This is a genomic window from Heyndrickxia sp. NPDC080065 (assembly GCF_050281185.1).
Lineage (GTDB): Bacteria > Bacillota > Bacilli > Bacillales > Bacillaceae_C > Heyndrickxia.
The window spans coordinates 120,131-139,388 of the sequence record NZ_JBNNWS010000002.1 but is presented as its reverse complement, the minus strand read 5'-3'; the positions used below and the strand labels follow the sequence as shown (position 1 = coordinate 139,388).

The window sequence follows — 19,258 nt, the reverse complement described above, 5'->3', positions numbered from 1 at the left end:
TTTCTATGTATATTAGGAGGGGGAAAATATGTCGTTAACCATGTTGGGATGTATTGCACTATTTTTAGCGTTTTTTAGTTTAATATTTATCCGACAAAATCTTAAAACAAGATTTGATTTTAAAAATGCATGGACTGCAGGAGGCTCGATATTAGTAATAAACATTATATTAATAGGTTTGACTATTTTAGGTGTTTTTTTCATCCCGTTTTCAACACCTTTTTTTATTGTAATATCACCGGTTGTAAGTGTGATTGCATGGGTATTTATAAAAGAAAGCTTTAGGAAGCCTTTATTAAAAAGGCTACATGCGGTAATAGTCGGTCAATCCATATATATCGGACTATTCATCTATTTAGCTTATAAAAATTCTACCATCAAACCATCGTATCCGGGTGAGGACATGTTTATGACTGGACTAGGATATATGATCGGAATGATCGTCTGTTTCTTTGCTACATTAATTGGAGTGATTGCATTTTTGCTGCCGCATAAAATTTCTAAAATAAATTTATCTTGATTATTTTAGCTAATTATTGTAAATTATTCATTAAGCTAAAATATTTCGGGATAATTAAATAATCAAAATCTTATCTAGAGAGGTTGAGGGACTGGCCCTATGACGCCTCAGCAACCAGTCATTTTTTATGACACGGTGCTAATTCCAGCAGGTTTTAAACCTGAACGATAAGGAGAATCTAATGACTGAACAGGACTTCTTCTTATAGGAGTCCTTTTTTTGTTGTTTTTTCTCCCCATATTCGTACGTACAAAACCAATATAGAGCCGATTATCGTCTCTACCATTTATCATGAAGGAATTAGAATTCTTCTAATAAGGCGGTGTGAGCAGAGCGAAGTTAGACTAATTATTTATGCTATTTTAGTTAGAATTAATCGTCGATTGAAAATACTAAAAAAGTTAGCGACGCTCACCCCTTTTCATAAAAGGGAGGAAAGTTTATGGGAAACCATCATATTCAAACAAAACTTGTTCAAGTTGGGAATCGAAGTGAAACGGAGACGGGCACGGTTAATCCGCCGATCTATTTATCAACTGCTTACCGTCATGAAGGAATTGGGTTATCAACCGGCTTTGATTATTCTCGGACGAAAAATCCGACACGTGCTCTTCTAGAGGAGAGCTTTGCGAAATTAGAGGAAGGGGATCAAGGCTATGCCTGTAGCTCGGGGATGGCGGCGATACAGCTTGTTCTATCCCTTTTTCAAAAAGATGACGAATTGATCGCAACAGATGATTTATATGGCGGGACCTATCGGTTGTTTGAACACTATTCAAAAGCTTATGGCATCACAGCTAATTATATTAATGTTAATAATCTAGAGCTGTTGGAGAAATCAATTAATGAAAGAACGAAAGCCATTTTCATTGAAACACCGACTAATCCGTTAATGATTGAAACCGATATTGAAGCAGTTGCAGCCATTGCAAAGAAACATCATTTGCTACTTATTGTCGATAATACATTTCTCACGCCCTATCTTCAAAAACCGATCATTCAAGGAGCCGATATTGTTATACATAGTGCAACGAAATATATCGGCGGACATAATGATGTTTTAGCAGGACTGGTTGTCGCTAAAGGTGAGGAAATATGCGGTCGTCTTGCCGCATTTCATAATGGAGCAGGTGCTGTCCTCTCTCCGTTTGATTCCTGGCTTTTAATAAGAGGACTGAAGACACTCGCATTAAGAATGGAAAAACACCAAGAAAATGCCAAGCAGCTTGTCGCCTTTTTACGTGAAAGATCGGAAGTGACCGATGTATTTTATCCGAACAAAGGGGGCATGGTTTCATTTCGCTTGGAAAAAGAAGAGTGGGTCCCAGCATTTCTGCAAAATCTAAATCTCATTACATTTGCAGAAAGTCTAGGGGGTGTCGAAAGCTTTATCACGTATCCGGCGACACAAACGCATGGAGATATCCCAGAGGAAATTCGAATTAAGAACGGAGTTTGCAATCGATTACTTCGGTTTTCAGTTGGAGTGGAGCACGTAGAGGATTTAGAAAGTGATTTAGAGCAGGCTTTTACAACGGTTAAACAGGAGGAATTGATTCGATGAGCAGAGATCATTTTGACATTGAAACGAAACTGATTTCTCAATCTTCGTTTATCGATGTAGCAAATGGAGCTATTAATCCGCCTATTCATTATTCTTCTACATTTCACCAAAATCAATTTGATACATTTGGCCCTTTTGATTATAGCCGTTCCGGCAATCCTACAAGACAGGTACTAGAGGATGCAATCGCTGAGCTTGAAGGGGGAGCGAAAGGATTTGCATTTACGTCTGGGATGGCAGCAATCTCTTCTGCTTTTATGCTGCTTTCAGCAGGGGATCATGTTTTGATTTCAAAGGATGTTTACGGTGGAACCTATCGGATGATTACAGAGGTTTTATCGAGGTTCAAAATCGAGCACACTTTCGTTAATATGACTGATTTACATGAAGTGGCAGCATCCTTTAAACCGAACACAAAAGTAGTATACGTTGAAACTCCTTCTAACCCGCTTCTTTCCATCACGGACATTGAAGGGATTGTGAAGCTGGCAAAAGCAAATGATTGTTTAGTCTTTGTAGACAATACATTTATGACACCTCTTCTTCAAAGGCCGCTTGACCTTGGCGCGGATATTGTATTGCATAGTGCAACAAAATTTTTATCGGGTCATAGTGATGTCGTTGCAGGATTAGCGGTGGTTAAAGATGTCCATCTCGCTAAGCAATTAGGCTTTATACAAAATGCATTCGGTTCAATCCTCGGTGTCCACGATTGCTGGCTTCTATTAAGAGGGATGAAAACATTAAGTGTTCGGCTCGGGCAATCTTCACAGTCTGCTATAGAAATTGCTACCTATTTACAAAAGCATCCACTTGTAGAAGAAGTGTTTTACCCAGGGTTTACTACCCATCCAGGGCATTCAATCCATTTCCGACAAGCAGCCGGTGCTGGAGCTGTTTTATCTTTTCAGCTTCCTAATCAAGCAATAACGAAAGCTTTCGTAGAGCATTTGGAAATTCCTGTTTTTGCGGTCAGCTTGGGAGCGGTGGAGTCAATTTTATCGTACCCTGCAACAATGTCCCATGCGGCGATGCCAAAAGGAGAAAGGGAGAAAAGAGGAATTACAGATGGGTTACTGCGTTTGTCTGTAGGGCTTGAGAATGTTAAGGACCTGATCGAGGATATCGAGCAAGCCCTTGTAACAGCATCGAGTTTAGTTGGTGTAAGCAATCAAGTGTAAGTTGGAAATTATTATAAAGGTGTGGTTAATATGAACATTAAAGAGAGACTTAAATCTTCTATTCTAGTAGCAGATGGGGCGATGGGTACACTTCTTTATTCTTATGGGAAGGACACTTGCTATGAGGAATTTAATTTGTCCCATCCTGAGGACATTTATAATATCCATAAAGCCTATATTCAGGCAGGGGCACAGGTCATTCAAACGAATACGTATGGAGCCAATTATTTTAAGCTTGGCCAGTATGGGCTCGAAGAACAAGTAAAGGCGATTAATGTAGAAGCAGTTCGAATTGCGAAAAAAGCGGCAACAGGTGAAACGATTATTTTGGGTTCCTTCGGAGGGTATAGGGGGGTACGGAAAGCAGACATCTCATTGTCTGAGATTAAAAGAAGCTTTAGAGAGCAGTTGTTTCATATACTAAATGAAGGTGTTGACGGGATCCTTCTTGAAACCTTTTATGATGTAGAGGAACTTTTTTCAGTGGTTGAGATTGCGAAATTGGAAATAGATATCCCTGTTATAGCACAATTTTCACTGTTAGAGCCTGGTGTGCTGCAAAATGGGTTAGATTTAAAGGACGGATTAAAGCAATTGGAGGAGCTAGGTGCAGACATTGTTGGTTTAAATTGCCGGCTCGGTCCGCATCATATGATTCAATCACTTGAAGAGGTGCCGCTGCCTAACAATGCTTATTTATCAGCTTATCCAAATGCAAGTTTATTAGATTACGAGGATGGCCGTTTTGTTTTTACAAATAATGCGGGTTATTTCAAGGAGTGTGCCGTTCAACTAGTGAAACAAGGGGTTCGCTTAATTGGAGGCTGCTGTGGAACGACTCCTGAGCATATAAAGGCGATTTCTGAGGGGGTTCGTGGGCTCCAGCCGATTACACAGAAAGTGGTAAAGCCGGTTCGGGAGAAAATTGAATTAGTTTCCCCGCGTGTAGATGATGAACCGCCACTTCACGAGATTGTAAGGAAACGGACATCGATCATTGTGGAACTAGATACACCGAAGCATCTTCAAACAGATCGCTTTATTGAAGGAGCAAAAGCATTAAAAGCAGCAAATATCGATGCGATTACGATGGCGGATAATTCTTTAGCTTCACCAAGAATGAGTAATGTCGCGATGGGGACGATTTTAAAAGAGCAATATAACATTCGCCCGCTCGTTCATATTACTTGTCGTGATCGAAATTTAATTGGATTGCAATCTCATTTAATGGGTCTTGATGCACTGGGGATTAATCAGGTTTTAGCTGTTACTGGTGATCCTTCGAAAATTGGAGACTTTCCGGGAGCTACATCTGTTTATGATGTTTCATCTATGGACTTAATCCAAATGATTAAACAATTTAATGAAGGAATTTCGTATTCAGGAAAGTCATTACGGCAAAAAGCTTCTTTTTCCGTTGCAGCAGCATTCAATCCAAATGTCAGAAATCTCGACCGTGCAGTCGGTCGTCTCGAGAAGAAAATCAAGAGTGGTGCTGACTATTTTATTACCCAGCCTCTTTTTAGCGAGGAAAAAATAATCGAAGTGTATGAAGCAACTAAGCATTTAGATACACCTATTTATATTGGCATTATGCCGTTAACAAGCTATAAAAATGCGAATTTTTTACATCATGAGGTTCCTGGGATAAGCTTAACGGACTCCATTTTAGAAACAATGGAAAAGGCTAAGGATGACCCAATTCAAGCAACGAGAGAAAGCTTAGCTATCTCAAAATCGCTGATTGATACTGCCATGGATTATTTTAATGGCATTTATTTGATTACCCCATTTGTCCGTTATGATTTAACGGTCGAATGTTCGAATTATATACATGAAAAGGAGCAGGTCATCCATGGCACAAACGTTATTTGAACAACAGCTGAAGAAAAAAATCATCATATTAGATGGTGCGATGGGAACGATGATTCAAGATCGAAATTTAACAGCAAAGGATTTCGGTGGGGAAGAATATGAAGGTTGTAATGAATATTTAATCATTACCGCACCAAATGTAATTGAACAAATTCACCGGGAATACCTTGAGTCTGGGGCAGATGTGATCGAAACAAATACATTCGGTGCGACTAGTATTGTCTTAGATGAATATCAGCTTGGGAATTTGGCAGAAGAAATCAACTTTGAAGCGGCGAAAATTGCTAAACAAGCTGCTGTAGATTTTTCTACAGAAGACCATCCGCGTTTCGTTGCAGGTTCGATGGGACCTACAACTAAGACTTTATCAGTAACCGGCGGAGCTACGTTTGAACAGCTAAAAGACGCCTATGAGGAGCAAGCGAGAGGATTAATCCGTGGTGGAGCTGATGTTCTTCTCTTAGAAACATCTCAGGACCTATTAAATGTTAAAGCTGCATTTCTTGGCATTTCGGCTGCTTTTGAAAAATTACACAAGAAAATTCCTCTCTTAATATCTGGAACCATTGAACCGATGGGAACAACTTTAGCAGGTCAGAGCATCGAGGCTTTCTATATCTCAGTTGAGCATATGAATCCAATTGCCGTTGGCCTTAACTGTGCAACAGGGCCAGAATTTATGTCGGAGCATATTCGGGCACTCTCTGATTTATCAACTACAGCGGTTAGCTGTTATCCGAATGCAGGTTTACCGGATGAAGAAGGCAAGTATCATGAAACTCCGGAATCTTTAGCTGCCAAAATCAAAGCATTTGCAGAAAAAGGATGGCTGAATGTTGCTGGAGGCTGCTGTGGAACAACACCTGCACATATAAAAGCGATGGTAGATGCCTTACAAAATATTCCGCCAAGATTACCAAATACGGGACACCCCCATTCTGTATCGGGCATTGAACCTTTTATCTATGAAGATGAAAGTGTCCGTCCTTTATTCGTCGGTGAACGCACGAATGTTATCGGTTCCCGTAAATTTAAACGCTTAATTGCAGAGGGGAAATATGAGGAAGCTAGTGAAGTAGCTCGTGCCCAAGTTAAGAATGGAGCCCATATTATTGATATTTGTTTGGCAGATCCTGATCGCGAAGAAATCGAGGATATGGAGTATTTTATTCAGGAAATTGTCAAAAAGGTAAAAGTGCCATTAATGATTGATTCTACCGATGAGGCGGTCATTGAACGTGCATTTAAATACTGCCAAGGAAAAAGTATCATTAATTCGATTAATCTTGAAAATGGGGAGGAGCGTTTTGAACAAGTTACACCACTTTTGCTTCAATATGGCGGTGCAATTGTTGTAGGAACAATTGATGAGGTCGGTATGGGTGTAACTGCGGAACGGAAGTTGGAGATTGCTTTAAGATCTTATGACCTTCTCGTGAATAAATATAAAATTAATCCAAGTGATATCATTTTTGATCCGCTCGTCTTTCCTGCTGGAACGGGGGATGAACAATATTTTCGTGCAGCAAAGGAAACGGTAGAAGGAATCAGGCTCATTAAGAAGCGACTTCCAGAATGTCAGACAATACTAGGGGTAAGTAATGTTTCATTTGGCTTGCCGCCTGCAGGACGAGAAGTATTAAATTCTGTCTTTTTATATCACTGTACAAAAGCAGGTCTGGATTACGCGATTGTGAATACAGAAAAGCTAGAGCGTTTTGCTTCGATACCAGAAGCTGAGGTTCGGATGGCTGAGGAGCTATTATTTGAAACGAGTGAACAAGCACTAGCGGATTTTACCGAATTTTACCGTGGGAAAAAGAAAGAGAAAAAAGTTGACGCACGTACATTAAGCTTGCCTGAACGATTAGCGGAATATGTAGTAGAAGGAACGAAAGAGGGATTAATGGAGGACTTGCAGAAGGCTCTCGAAGAATACCCATCTCCTTTAGCTATCATTAATGGACCATTAATGGAAGGAATGTCTGAGGTGGGACGACTTTTTAATGATAATCAGTTAATCGTTGCAGAAGTATTACAAAGTGCAGAAGTCATGAAAACCTCCGTTTCGTTTTTAGAACCATTCATGGAAAAGAATGATGCGACAAGTTCAAAAGGAAAGATTTTGTTAGCTACTGTAAAAGGCGATGTTCATGATATAGGCAAGAATTTAGTGGATATTATTTTAAATAATAATGGCTATGATGTGGTTGATCTTGGGATTAAAGTTGCTCCCTCCGAATTAATTGAAGCGGTGAGGAGAGAAAAGCCAAATCTCATTGGATTGTCTGGATTACTTGTAAAATCGGCACAGCAAATGGTATTAACTGCTCAGGATTTAAGAGAAGCGAATATTGATATTCCTATATTAGTAGGAGGTGCTGCGCTGTCAAGAAAGTTCACAACGAATAAAATCATTCCAGAATATAACGGTCTTGTTGTATATGCCAAGGATGCGATGGATGGCTTAGCACTAGCGAATCGAGTGCAAGATGAAAAGGAACGGGAAATTCTTCTGCAGGAGCAGCGTGAGAAACAGCTTCAGCAATTGGAAATTGAGCGTACCATTCCTAAACCGGTTAAGAAGGTTTTTGAACGTTCACCGATTTCAAAGGATGCACCTGTATATATACCGAGTGACTTAAAGTCTCATATTTTACGAGATTATTCAATTTCTCATATTGAGCCATATGTAAATATGCAAATGCTCCTTGGCCACCATTTAGGATTGAAGGGAAAGGTAGCGAGACTTCTCGAGGAGCAGGATGAAAAAGCGGAGAAGCTAAAAGAGCAGGTAGATGATCTTTTAGCTATGGTGAAAAATGAAAAAATTATTGAGCCATCAGCAATTTATCAGTTTTTCCCTGCACAGTCAGAAGGAAATGATGTGATCATTTATGATCCTGTGAATCCTAGTACCGAGATTGAACGATTTACATTCCCACGTCAAGAAAAGGCGCAATATCTATGTCTTGCAGATTATTTACGATCAGTCGACAGCGGTGTTATGGATTATGTCGGAATGTTCGCAGTTGTAGCTGGGAAAAATATTCGTACACGTGCCAATCAATTTAAAGAGCAAGGGGATTACTTCCGCAGTCATGCATTGCAATCAATGGCATTAGAATTTGCCGAGGGGTTTGCTGAAAGAGTCCACCAGCTAATGCGTGATCAATGGGGCTTCCCAGATGCACCCGACTTTACGATGCAGCAAAGGTTTTCTGCAAAATACCAAGGACAGCGTTTTTCTTTCGGATACCCTGCTTGTCCTAATCTGGAGGACCAAGAAAAGCTATTTAAGCTAATACAACCAGAAAAAATTGGTCTCCATTTAACAGAAGGCTTCATGATGGAACCAGAAGCAGCGGTCACCGCGCTTGTTTTCTCACATCCAGAAGCAAGATATTTTAATGTATTGTAGAGTAATAGGTTAAAAATTGGTTCGACACTTTTTTTAAAGGTTTTCCATAGTATAGCTTGATAGATGAAGGGATTAAGGATTTTTAACCAAACGTTTGATTAATTTTCTGAGAGGCAGTTATTTTTACAAATTTCTTAATGTGAATTTGTAGAAAGTCCTATAGTGATTGTTCTTTATCGATGTTCAATCAAACGTTTGATTAAGTTTGTTTTGAATAATCTTTGTAGAAAATTGTAGAGGATTAATTTTTTTCTGTTGTAAGAAAAATTAATCCTCTTTTATCAATTATCATATTGCTGGAGAATCAAATCCTAGTTAATTGGGTTCTTCTCCAATGGCTCTTTTCGTATAAATTGTTGTTTTTAGACTATAAACTTAGTCCGTTGATTTCCGCTCCAGACACTTGCTTTCCGCGGGGAGGGATGGGAGCCTCCTCGGCGTTACCGCCTGCGGGGTCTCCCACTTCCCTCTTTTTCCCGCAGGAGTCAAGTGCCCTCCGCTACAATCAACTCAGATTGTTAATACAATATCACAAAAAAAGCAACAAACTTTACGAAAACAGCCTCTCCAATACTAAAATGAATAAGCTAAAATATTTATATCTCTATTGTCGAAAAAATTAACTGTTAAAAGCTTTTCTTGCATAGAAGGTATAAATCAAAACGAATATTGACCAAATGAAATTCCCTGTAAACGGCTGCTGGTTATATGAAAATAATAGAATATAACTTATTAGTCCGAATCCAAATGAATATAAAATCATCAACCAAAATCCCCATCTTTTTAAACGAATATAGCCATAAATAATGATTATGGAAACAACTGCCATTAAGATTCTAAATAATTGTTCTGGAAAGTTTGGCAACCCAAATCTATCTGCAATACCAAACTTATCTGCATTTTCATTAAAAAATATTGCAGTGACAATCAATACTCCTGCACCAAAAATGTAAAAGTAACTGATTAAAGATACGCCTAAAGGTCTTTTCAAATCTCATCCCCCTCCTCACAATATAATTAACGAAGGAAAAATAGAAAAGTTACACATTAATATTCGAGCTTATCCGACATAATTTTTACTACAAAATAAAGGGAAATGCTCATTTTATTGAGGATCTGCATTATTTAATCAAACGTTTGATTAGGAGCAATTCTAAAAAATATTGTAGAAAATTGTAAAGTTGGTTTTTGTTCGTACACTTTAAAAGTATTATACATTCAGTAAGATAGGGGATTTTATTATGTTTGAATTTTTTGATATTAAAGGAAGGATAATTATATAATATAGATATCTTTTAATAAGTGAAGTACATGTTTTAGTAGTTATATTGCTTATAAAAAACACTGATTATAAGCTATAAAGGTATCTTTATCAAAAATGGCCAATAGATTAAACAACTTTGGAGGTTTGTATGAAAAAACTTTTTGTAGATAAAACGATTGAAATTAATGCACCTGCTCCAAAGGTGTGGAATGCAATTACCAAGCGGAAAAATTCGGATCAGTGGGCACAAGAATTTTCAAGTGGCGGACCTGAATTTCACATTGAATCAGATTGGAAGCTTGGTAGTCCTGTCCTTTGGAAAGGTCAAGATGGCAATGTCATTGTAGAAGGGAATGTGACGGCTGCCAATCAAAAAAGACTTCTCCGTTTTACCGTGTTTGATGTTCGAAGTCCGGAAAGACCGCCTGTAACTGAAGAAGATGGCATTACCTTTGAATTGTCCGAGGAAAAAGGGAAGACATTTCTTCATATTTTACAGGGAGATTTTTCTGTAATGACGGATGGGGAGAAATACCGGGATCTAACTGTTGAGATATGGGACAAGGTACTTCCAATAATAAAGAAGTTAGCCGAAAGTTAGGCAGGTTCTAACAAACAATATTCTGATAAATTTGTAGATTTGAAATAAAGTCGTACCGTTTGTAAAAAAGATGTATCGTTAAAATAAAGTTATACTGTTTGGAGAAAATTGATAAAATTGTGTCACAATCCATTACATTTGGCATCGCAAACGGAACATATTGAGAGTAATGTGTTGGTGACAAGAAAAAAGAATGAGTAATGCAGGAAATTAATGTTATGTTCACTTTGCTACGGGGGTACTTATGAAAACTCATTTTTATTTAGGCTGGTTTAATAATTTTTTTCCAGAGAATCTGGGCAGGGTGTTGCAGGAGGATATAGCTGATAGAAAATCGCTTGCTATGATTAGCTCGAATCCATTTTTTTATGAAGATGATGGTGCTACTGAACGCTCGTGGCTTGACCAGGCCGGCATTATGTTTGATGAATATCATTTAATTAATTATCGCGTACAGAAGGAAGATGCCCAAACCTTAATTAAAAATGCTTCAGTCATTTTCTTGTTGGGTGGAAATACTCTTAAACAAAATGGGTTTTTGATGGAATATGAATTGTCGGATTTGATAAAAAAAAGCAGAGCCGTTGTGATGGGGGCAAGCGCTGGTGCAATCAACATGTCCGCTAAATGGTTATGCTCGAAAAACTTTGGCTATAAAGTTGAAATAAGCTCTGTTTACGACGGAATCGGCCTTGACAATTTTTCCGTCCTGTCTCATTTTGATCTTGAAAATAACATTGCGTTGGTTCAAGACGAACTGTCTCCCTTATCGGAAGAAATGAATATTTATGCGTCGAACAAAGATTGCGCTGTACGTGTAAAGGGAGACAAAATCGACATTTTAGGCAATGTATATTTAATTTCCCACTCAAAGATTCAGAAATTGGATGAGACGCTCTAGTTGTGGTGAATAGCTATGGCTTAACTGAATAAATTCTTTATGCAAAACTTCTATTTTAAACCAACAATTATGGACCAACGAAAAAATAATCAAACTTTTTTATAAAAAAATGAGTCAACTGAAAATAATTAGAGCGTGTTTTGATCAATCTTTTTTCCAAAACACGCTCTTTTCTTTGATCATTTATCAAGGTTATTAGTATCAATTTGATCAAACTTTATTTGAAAGCTACAGCTATACTTCATATAGAAAAAGCTTAAAGTATGTCTCACAGGTCATTTTTCCGATCAACGGTAATCAAAATCCCGCATTGATTCCCGTCCAAGGCTATTTTCACGATCAACGGTAATCAAAATCCCGCATTGATTCCCATCCAAGACCATTTTCAAGATTAACGGGAATCAAAACTCCACATTGATTCCCGTCTAGGGCCATTTTCATGACTAACGGTAATCAAAACCCCATATTGATTCCCGCCCAAGGTCATTTTCATAACAATTAGGAAACAAAACCCTGCATTAATTCCCAGCCGAAGCCTTTTTCTTATACGAAAACCCTAATGGTTAAACTATATTTTTACCTTATATGTTTTTTTGTCTTTTTCATTTTTGTAATACAAGTAGTTTCCTTTAATTTGTAGATTTGTTGACCATGCATTATTAACTTGTTTATAGCCTTTGCCGTCTGTATTTATTTTATAGATGTAGCCTCCATTAGAATAGTCACTAAAATAAATCCGGCCGCTTTTTTCTGTAAGCCAATAGGTGCGATGGTTAAGTAGTTTTTTCTTGCTGCTCCCTTTTTCATTAATGCGGTACAAGGAGTCTTTATCCGATGAATTGCTATAATAAATATTGTTTCCTTTTTGGACAGGGAATTTCATATTTCTCATATATTTATAGGTTGTACTTGTCGCTTTTGGTAAATCTTTCGTACTCCAAGTATGATCCTTTTTAAGCTCTTTCTCAGTCATATTAAAATATTGGAAGTTAAGTCGTCCTTTTTGGTCAGGGGAAGGATCATCCCAAGTCGCGTCTAAATAATAATATTTCTTATTAATTCTAACAAGATTCCAAGCATGAAGCTGTCCGTTCCCTTTCCCTATTACATAATAAGCTTTGATTCCTACTTTGTTTAACAATAGCTTCATAGCTTTCGCATACCCATCACATACAGCTTTTTTATTCACAAGTGCGCCATAGGCTGTTGAAACACTGCTTGGCATTGGTTTTTTTGTTTTGATATAGTTGTTCCAGCTTTTTATGTCGTAAGATGTGGTCTTCACTACATAATCATGAAGTGCCTTTTCCTTTTTAAATTCTGAATAGGAAGGTTTAATTTGATCATGGATAATTTTAGCTACTGTTTTGTCAAACTTGCTTTTCATTTTCTTAATCGTTGCTTTTGAACCAACGTATGTTACTTTTACTTTCACAATCTTTTTGTTTTGGTCATAGTAATATAAAGTTTTTCCAACATGAACATAGAATATTTCGGGATGATTTCCTAACACACGAAGAAAATGATCTTCACATTCCTTTAAAGTAACACGATACTTACTTACATTGATTTCCGTACGATATTCTTTCATTCCTTGATAAAGCGTTTGATCCAATCCAGATAATGAACTTGCTGAAGCAGACTTTGGTTGCAGGAAAATAGATACAGCCAAAATAAATGATGTAATGACAAGCAGTATTTTTTTCAAATTCATTCCCCTTCCCCTTATCTACATTTTTAAGTAATTGGATAGAGTATTAGTTTGATAGGCATTTATTGTGCATTTTCAAAATGTCCAGCTCCAGTACCTACTTAAGATAAATGGGAAATCAAAAAGACGATGTTCCTGGAACATTTTTGTTAAAGCTTGTCTAAAGGCCCTTCCTCTTTTTGTAAGTAATTACTTAATATTAATTTTATCAAGTTTATTGGTAAAAGTTATATGTCATTAGACTTATTTTCATTTTGAGTGTGTTGAAGCTCATCAGAAAATAGAAGGTCATTAATAGTTTGTATATTTTGAACAGCAGTTCATTGTGCAAAAATAATTCGTTAGCTGCTAAATGAATCAACATATAGGATAGGTTCGGTAGAATAGGATGGTAATAGTGAAATAACGGAAGGGGATATAGATTATGCCAAAATACATCCCTCCTCGGATCTCATCTGATCTCATGAAAACATTCGTTTGGCAGGGGCTTAAAAAAACGGAAAATCCGAAAAAGATTATTATTGTTGGTGCTGGTATAGCAGGATTGGTTTCAGCTTCCCTTTTGAAAGAGGCCGGTCATCATGTCACTATTCTTGAAGCAAATAATAGGGTAGGAGGCCGAATTTTTACTTTTCGATCATCTGATGACAGAACCTATCTGGATTTAGGAGCGATGCGTATTCCTTCAACACATGATTTGGTGTTTGAATATGTAAAAAAATTCGGTTTAAATGTGAACCCATTTATTAACCGAACCCCAACAGATTTGATTTATGTTAATGGAATAAAAACAAATCTGAACCATTATGAAAATAATCCTAGTATTTTACACTATCCCCTAACCCAAAATGAACAAGGAAAAACTTCTGAAGAATTATTATCGTTAGCAACATCACCTATTATTAACTTCATTAATCGAAATCCTAGAAAGAATTGGCCAATCATTATTCGAGAGTTTAGGCACTACTCAACCGCAGATTTCCTTAGATTTTACCAATATAAAAATGGAACAACTTTTTCAAGTGGTGCAGTTGAAAAGATGGGAGTTCTTCTAGATTTGGAAGGATTATTCGAAAAATCCTTAGTTGAAACGTTACGATATCTGATGATTTTCCAAGAATCAACACAATTTTATGAGATTACAGGAGGGAATGACCTTCTTCCAAGAGCATTTCTCCCTCAATTGCAGGAAGATATTTATTTGAGCCAAAAGATGGTGAAAATGGTACAGCAGCCGGATCAGGTAACCATCTATTGTCGTCATGAGGAAACATTGGAATATTCTCAAATAACGGGTGATATTGCCATTATAACTATACCTTTCCCAACTCTGCGATTCGTTAAAGTCGAGCCTTATCATGCCTTTTCTCATTATAAGTGGAAGGCCATTCGGGAGCTTTTGTATATGCCTGCAACGAAGATTGGTATTAAGTTCAAAAGCCGATTTTGGGAAAAGGAAGGACAAAAAGGGGGAAAATCAATAACCGATCTTCCTAATCGCTTTACCTACTACCCAAGTCATGGGATCGGTACAGAAGGACCTGCTATGATTTTAGCCAGCTATACATTCGGATCAGATGCAAAGCTATGGGACGGTTTGCATGAAGAAGATCGAATACGAAATGTCTTAGAGGATTTATGCATTTTACATGGAAATCAAGTTTACTCAGAATTTTTATCAGGAATTTCATGGAGCTGGGATTTGAATCCTTATTCTCTCGGTGCCTTTCCAATGTTCACTACGGAGCAAGAATTAAACCTCTATCCTCATATTACAAAGCCGGAGGGAAGAGTTTATTTTGCAGGCGCACAAACAACCCTTACCCATGGTTGGATACAAGGCGCTATTGAATCTGGGATTCAGGTTGCCTTTGAAGTGAATGATTTACCAAAAGATGTTTCGTAGGAGTTTCGTTTTTCTAGGAATGAAATTATTGTATGAGGTTCTTAGTTTGATAAAGGCTTTGTTAAACAATTCCGTATAGAAATCGCTTCACGAATACTCTGCAATCAATATTATTACAATAACCCTTAACAAAGCCTAAGTATAAAATAGTCTATTAAAATTCGAAGGTCCCCAAATTTATTGTTTCTTCCCAATCACGAGTGATTTTTAATCCATTATCGGTGGATAAAGTTAATTCACCTTTCCTCTCAAACATTTCAGATGATTGCTCATCATAAAACTTTATTTTCAGGTTGTATTTATAATTAATTGTTCCATTGCCATTTTCGTTAGCTTTTTCAAGATTTATTTCTTGTAATTCAATGCTTTTATTCATATTTTTTGCAATATAAGGAATCAAATCAAAAGCACGATTAGCCATCATTTTATTTAAAGTATCTTCTGATAAAAATGCTTTGACTTTTTCTACGATTTCATTTCCTGCTTGATCATTAGATGGATCTTTGATGGTATATTGTTTTGACTTATAATCCTTAACAAAATTTAATACATCATCTTGTTTTACCACTTCTTTATTGCTGCAAGCTACTATACTTATAAACGCTACAAATAACAACAAAAGTCCAAATGTTTTTTTCAAAGCCGCACCTCCTTTGTTTATAGATACATACGCTTTTTTGGATAAAAAGTTTTATTTTTCTGATAAATAAAAATCGATATGCTAAAACTATATTTTTTCACTTAAATAGGTTTAGTAATGAAATTGAAATATAAATGTAATGGGAATGCGCTCATTTTGACGAAATATGATGTTATAATTGGTTTTGTGATTAAAAAGATAATCTATTATTTACATAAATTAAAAGATTGAAAGATTAATATAGATGAAATTACATAGAAAATCGAGTTCGAACTGAAACGACAGCAAGTTTTGCTATTACATATTGGGGGATAAACATGAAGAAAAGATTACTTACACTTAGTTTAGCGTCTGTAATTGGGACGAGCGGATTATTTACTACTCATGACGTGTTTGCAGCGGAAAATTTAAACCAAAAAAATCAAGAAATTAATCAAAAAAAGCAGCAAATTTCAAAGCTTCGCTCAGATGAGCTAGATTTATTAGCAACAGTGAAGGAAATCAATGCAAAAGTTGCTAGTACAGATGAAAAAATAAAGAAAACTAATACCGAAGTTGAAAAAACAAAAAAAGAGTCTGAACAATTAAAAGTAAAAATTGAAGATACTAAGAAAAGAATGAAAGAACGGAAAGAATATCTGCAAAAGCGTGCACGTACAATCCAAGAAAATGGAAGCTCTGTAAGCTATCTTGATGTACTATTAAATGCTGAAAGCTTTAGTGATTTTATCGACCGTGCAACGGCAGTAACTACTATTGTAAATGCTGATAAGAAAATTCTTGATGAACAGCAGAAGGATAAAGAACTTCTTGAGAAATCACAAACAGATTTAACTAATAAGTTAGAAAAAATACAAAAAGATGCACAAGATCTTAAGGATCTTAAAGTAGAATTACAATATCAAATTGATGATCAAAACAGTATTCTTGTAAAATTAAGAGAACAGCAAAAAAATGCATCTAGTGAGCTTGGTGATTTACAAAGTCAAGCAGCATTATTATTACAACAAAAAAAATTAGCGCAAAGTAAGTCAGCTAATCATACTAGTCCAACTAATAATGCAAATCCATCAAATAATCGTACACATTCATACCACAATGAATCAGTATCAAATAATAATACATCATCAAAAAATGATACACCATCAAATAATGACACATCATCTAATGATACGGTTAAATTAGGTTCTGGTGGTATTGAAGCTGCAATCAGTGCAGGATCAGCTTTAGTTGGCCGTTCTCCATATAATTGGGGTGGAGGCCGCACTAGCGCTGATATTGCTAGACGCTCTTTCGACTGCTCCTCATTTGTTCGCTGGGCATATGCTGAAGGTGGAGTTAATTTAGGACCGGTTTCCGGAACAAATACCGACTCTCTTGTAGGTCGAGGCAGGGCTGTTAGTGCTTCAGAGATGAAGAGGGGAGACTTAGTCTTCTTCGATACGTATAAAACAAATGGTCACGTAGGAATCTATTTAGGAAATGGAACATTCCTTAATGACAACAGTTCACGCGGTGTATCCATTGATTCAATGAGCAATCCATATTGGAGAAAAGCCTTTAATGGTGTGGTAAGACGTGTAAATTAATTAAATATGCAAAAATGTCCTAGTGATTTCACTAGGACATTTTTTTCTTTGAACGGGGATGGGTAATAAATCGGAAAAAGGGACAGGTAATCCCGAATGTTGTAACGGAATGTACCAAAAGAAGTGAAGTGACCCTAAACTTCTTTTCGGTCAGGGGCAGGCTTGTTGAAGAAGGATATTCTTCTTATTTATCGAATTATTGATTAACTAAAATTAAAAGAAATTAAAAGGGTGATAGGAATAGATAAAAAGATAAATATCTTTTTGGATAACCAAACTGTAAAGTCTATTGTCAACAAGCTTCGTAATGCCGGTTGTGTTTTCGCAGAGGATGAGACTCAGTTACTTATTTCAGAGGCACAATCTTTAGAGGACCTCATAAAAAAGGTGGAAATGCGAGTAGCTGGTTTACCACTTGAATATGTAATTGGATGGGCACATTTCTGTGGTCTTCGGATTGTAGTGGAACGGGGAGTTTTTGTTCCTCGACAACGTACCGAATTTCTTGTTCGTCAGGCAGAAAATCTAGCTTGTTCTGGTGATATCGTCGTTGACCTTTGTTGTGGTTCAGGGGCTATAGGTGCTGCACTTGCAGCTGATCTAGGAGAAATTTTTTTATATTGTTCTGACGTTGACCCCATCGCAATACAATGTGCAAGACGAAACATAACTAAATTTGGAGGACATATTTTTAAAGGTGATTTGTATAAGGCTTTACCACAATCAATTAAAGGTTATATAAATATCTTAGTTGCCAATGTACCTTATGTTCCTACTAAAGCAATAGAGCTGCTGCCCTTGGAGGCTCGTCTTTATGAACCAAATTTGGCTTTGGATGGAGGAGATGATGGGCTAAATATATTACGAAGGGTGGTAGAAGAAGCCTCGTATTGGCTCGCTATGGGAGGACACCTATTGATAGAGACGAGCGAATTGCAGGCACCACAAACTTCTGAGATCTTTGCTAATGCTGGATTGTCGACTAAAGTAGTTAGAGATGTAGAACTGGATGCTACTGTAGTTATTGGAACCAATCCACCAATTTGACTATAGGAGTTCAAGAGCTGAGTATCAGAGGCTCTTTTTTTTATTGTGCAAACGTACAGATAGTTAGAATGCTTTAAAATATGTAAATTTATTGTTTTGTATTTTATTGATACATTTATATTATATAAAAGTATACATAAACTTACTTTTATATAAAAATAATTATTTTTAGTATAAGTTTACTTTACTTTTATAAAATAATAAGTTATTATATATTTATCAGCAAATAGGAAGGTGGTAGTTTTGAAAGAAAACTTTGGAGATTCTATTGTAAATAAAGTGTATGAGCATAGGGTGTTAAGGAGAATGTCACAAAAGGAATTGGCTGATGCTGTTGGAGTTTCTAAGCAAACCATATTTGTAATGGAAAAGAATAATTATTCTCCTTCACTAGTGTTAGCATTTCGAATAGCAAATTATTTTGAGGTTGGTATAAACGAAATATTTTCTTATGTAAGAAAGGAAGATAATAATGATTGATTCATTAAACAACTGGATGTTAGAAAGCACACAAAATTTCAATATTATTGTAGGACTTACAGCACTTCTATTATTGGGTTCAATAATTGTACTTTTCATTTTCAGTAAAAAAATTGGTCAACCAGATGAAAGAACAAATGCTATTTATCTTAAAATTATTTCTTGTATGTTTACTACCCAAATCATTATGAATGCCATTTTTATATCATTAGTTGATCGTAATATCGAATATTTCCGTCAGTTCTTTATTCTATTTCAAGGGATTGTATTTTTCATTGGAGCAATTTATGCAATTAGATTATATAGGAAAGAATTTAAATAATTTTACATAAACAACTTTATCATCTGTTTTAATATCTAGAATTAAGCTGATAAGAATATTTTAAAAGAGATACTAGGTTTAAATTAGTATCTCTTTTGTTTTTTTGAGTGTAGAATTAATTGACTTTATTATTTCAATACATGTAGTTTTTGTCCTCAAATGCTCTTATTGATGTTCTAATATGTTAATTCTTTTACCAATTCATAGAGTGCACCTCTACAGTGAACCCATAAAAA

Annotated in this window: 15 protein-coding genes and 1 riboswitch; of the genes, 12 read left to right on the top strand and 3 right to left on the bottom strand. The window is 36.4% G+C overall.

What is annotated here, in order from left to right:
* Positions 1–28: 28 nt before the first annotated feature.
* From ACQKP0_RS02820 to metH, 5 genes are all read left to right on the top strand, one after another.
* Positions 29–520, top strand: coding sequence for a hypothetical protein (locus ACQKP0_RS02820; protein WP_427404285.1), 492 nt, complete (start codon positions 29–31; stop codon positions 518–520).
* Between the two features lie 67 nt (positions 521–587).
* Positions 588–694: riboswitch (SAM riboswitch) on the top strand.
* A gap of 268 nt (positions 695–962) precedes the next feature.
* Complete coding sequence (locus ACQKP0_RS02815; RefSeq protein ID WP_427404284.1) at positions 963–2,084, top strand: methionine biosynthesis PLP-dependent protein; 1,122 nt, start codon at positions 963–965, stop codon at positions 2,082–2,084.
* Positions 2,081–3,265: a cystathionine beta-lyase gene (gene metC, locus ACQKP0_RS02810; protein ID WP_427404283.1), complete on the top strand. Its 1,185-nt coding sequence runs from the start codon at positions 2,081–2,083 to the stop codon at positions 3,263–3,265. Before ACQKP0_RS02815 ends, metC begins: the two co-directional genes overlap by 4 nt.
* 30 nt (positions 3,266–3,295) lie before the next feature.
* Positions 3,296–5,140, top strand: coding sequence for a bifunctional homocysteine S-methyltransferase/methylenetetrahydrofolate reductase (locus tag ACQKP0_RS02805; protein WP_427404282.1), 1,845 nt, complete (start codon positions 3,296–3,298; stop codon positions 5,138–5,140).
* Positions 5,121–8,561, top strand: a complete 3,441-nt coding sequence (metH, locus tag ACQKP0_RS02800; RefSeq protein ID WP_427404281.1) for a methionine synthase — start codon at positions 5,121–5,123, stop codon at positions 8,559–8,561. Before ACQKP0_RS02805 ends, metH begins: the two co-directional genes overlap by 20 nt.
* 619 nt (positions 8,562–9,180) lie before the next feature.
* Here metH and ACQKP0_RS02795 read toward each other — a convergent pair.
* Positions 9,181–9,552: a hypothetical protein gene (locus ACQKP0_RS02795; protein ID WP_427404280.1), complete on the bottom strand. Its 372-nt coding sequence runs from the start codon at positions 9,550–9,552 to the stop codon at positions 9,181–9,183.
* A gap of 421 nt (positions 9,553–9,973) precedes the next feature.
* Between ACQKP0_RS02795 and ACQKP0_RS02790 the strand changes: the two genes are divergently transcribed.
* Entirely contained in the window at positions 9,974–10,426 is a 453-nt protein-coding gene (locus ACQKP0_RS02790; RefSeq protein WP_427404279.1) for an SRPBCC family protein, read from the top strand.
* A gap of 244 nt (positions 10,427–10,670) precedes the next feature.
* On the top strand, positions 10,671–11,327 hold the full coding sequence (locus tag ACQKP0_RS02785) for a Type 1 glutamine amidotransferase-like domain-containing protein (protein WP_427404278.1): 657 nt from the start codon (positions 10,671–10,673) through the stop codon (positions 11,325–11,327).
* Between the two features lie 568 nt (positions 11,328–11,895).
* Here ACQKP0_RS02785 and ACQKP0_RS02780 read toward each other — a convergent pair.
* On the bottom strand, positions 11,896–13,041 hold the full coding sequence (locus ACQKP0_RS02780) for a DUF5050 domain-containing protein (RefSeq protein ID WP_427404277.1): 1,146 nt from the start codon (positions 13,039–13,041) through the stop codon (positions 11,896–11,898).
* Between the two features lie 421 nt (positions 13,042–13,462).
* Between ACQKP0_RS02780 and ACQKP0_RS02775 the strand changes: the two genes are divergently transcribed.
* Positions 13,463–14,944, top strand: a complete 1,482-nt coding sequence (locus ACQKP0_RS02775; RefSeq protein WP_427404276.1) for a flavin monoamine oxidase family protein — start codon at positions 13,463–13,465, stop codon at positions 14,942–14,944.
* A gap of 154 nt (positions 14,945–15,098) precedes the next feature.
* Here ACQKP0_RS02775 and ACQKP0_RS02770 read toward each other — a convergent pair whose 3' ends face one another.
* A complete protein-coding gene (locus ACQKP0_RS02770; protein ID WP_427404275.1) occupies positions 15,099–15,584 on the bottom strand; it encodes a hypothetical protein in 486 nt (161 codons plus the stop codon).
* 317 nt (positions 15,585–15,901) lie between these two features.
* On the opposite strand from ACQKP0_RS02770, the gene ACQKP0_RS02765 reads away from it, so the two are divergent.
* The 4 genes from ACQKP0_RS02765 to ACQKP0_RS02750 all read left to right on the top strand — a co-directional run bounded on the left by ACQKP0_RS02765 (position 15,902) and on the right by ACQKP0_RS02750 (position 19,022).
* Positions 15,902–17,173 carry a coiled-coil domain-containing protein gene (locus tag ACQKP0_RS02765; RefSeq protein WP_427404274.1) on the top strand — a complete coding sequence of 424 codons (1,272 nt, stop codon included), beginning with the start codon at positions 15,902–15,904 and terminating at the stop codon, positions 17,171–17,173.
* A gap of 264 nt (positions 17,174–17,437) precedes the next feature.
* The gene (locus ACQKP0_RS02760) at positions 17,438–18,220 is read left to right on the top strand and encodes a putative protein N(5)-glutamine methyltransferase (RefSeq protein ID WP_427404273.1); all 783 of its coding nucleotides are present in this window, start codon (positions 17,438–17,440) and stop codon (positions 18,218–18,220) included.
* A 243-nt stretch (positions 18,221–18,463) separates the two neighbouring features.
* Positions 18,464–18,700: a helix-turn-helix transcriptional regulator gene (locus tag ACQKP0_RS02755; protein WP_427404272.1), complete on the top strand. Its 237-nt coding sequence runs from the start codon at positions 18,464–18,466 to the stop codon at positions 18,698–18,700.
* Complete coding sequence (locus tag ACQKP0_RS02750) at positions 18,693–19,022, top strand: 6-aminohexanoate hydrolase (RefSeq protein WP_427404271.1); 330 nt, start codon at positions 18,693–18,695, stop codon at positions 19,020–19,022. Before ACQKP0_RS02755 ends, ACQKP0_RS02750 begins: the two co-directional genes overlap by 8 nt.
* Positions 19,023–19,258: the final 236 nt, after the last annotated feature.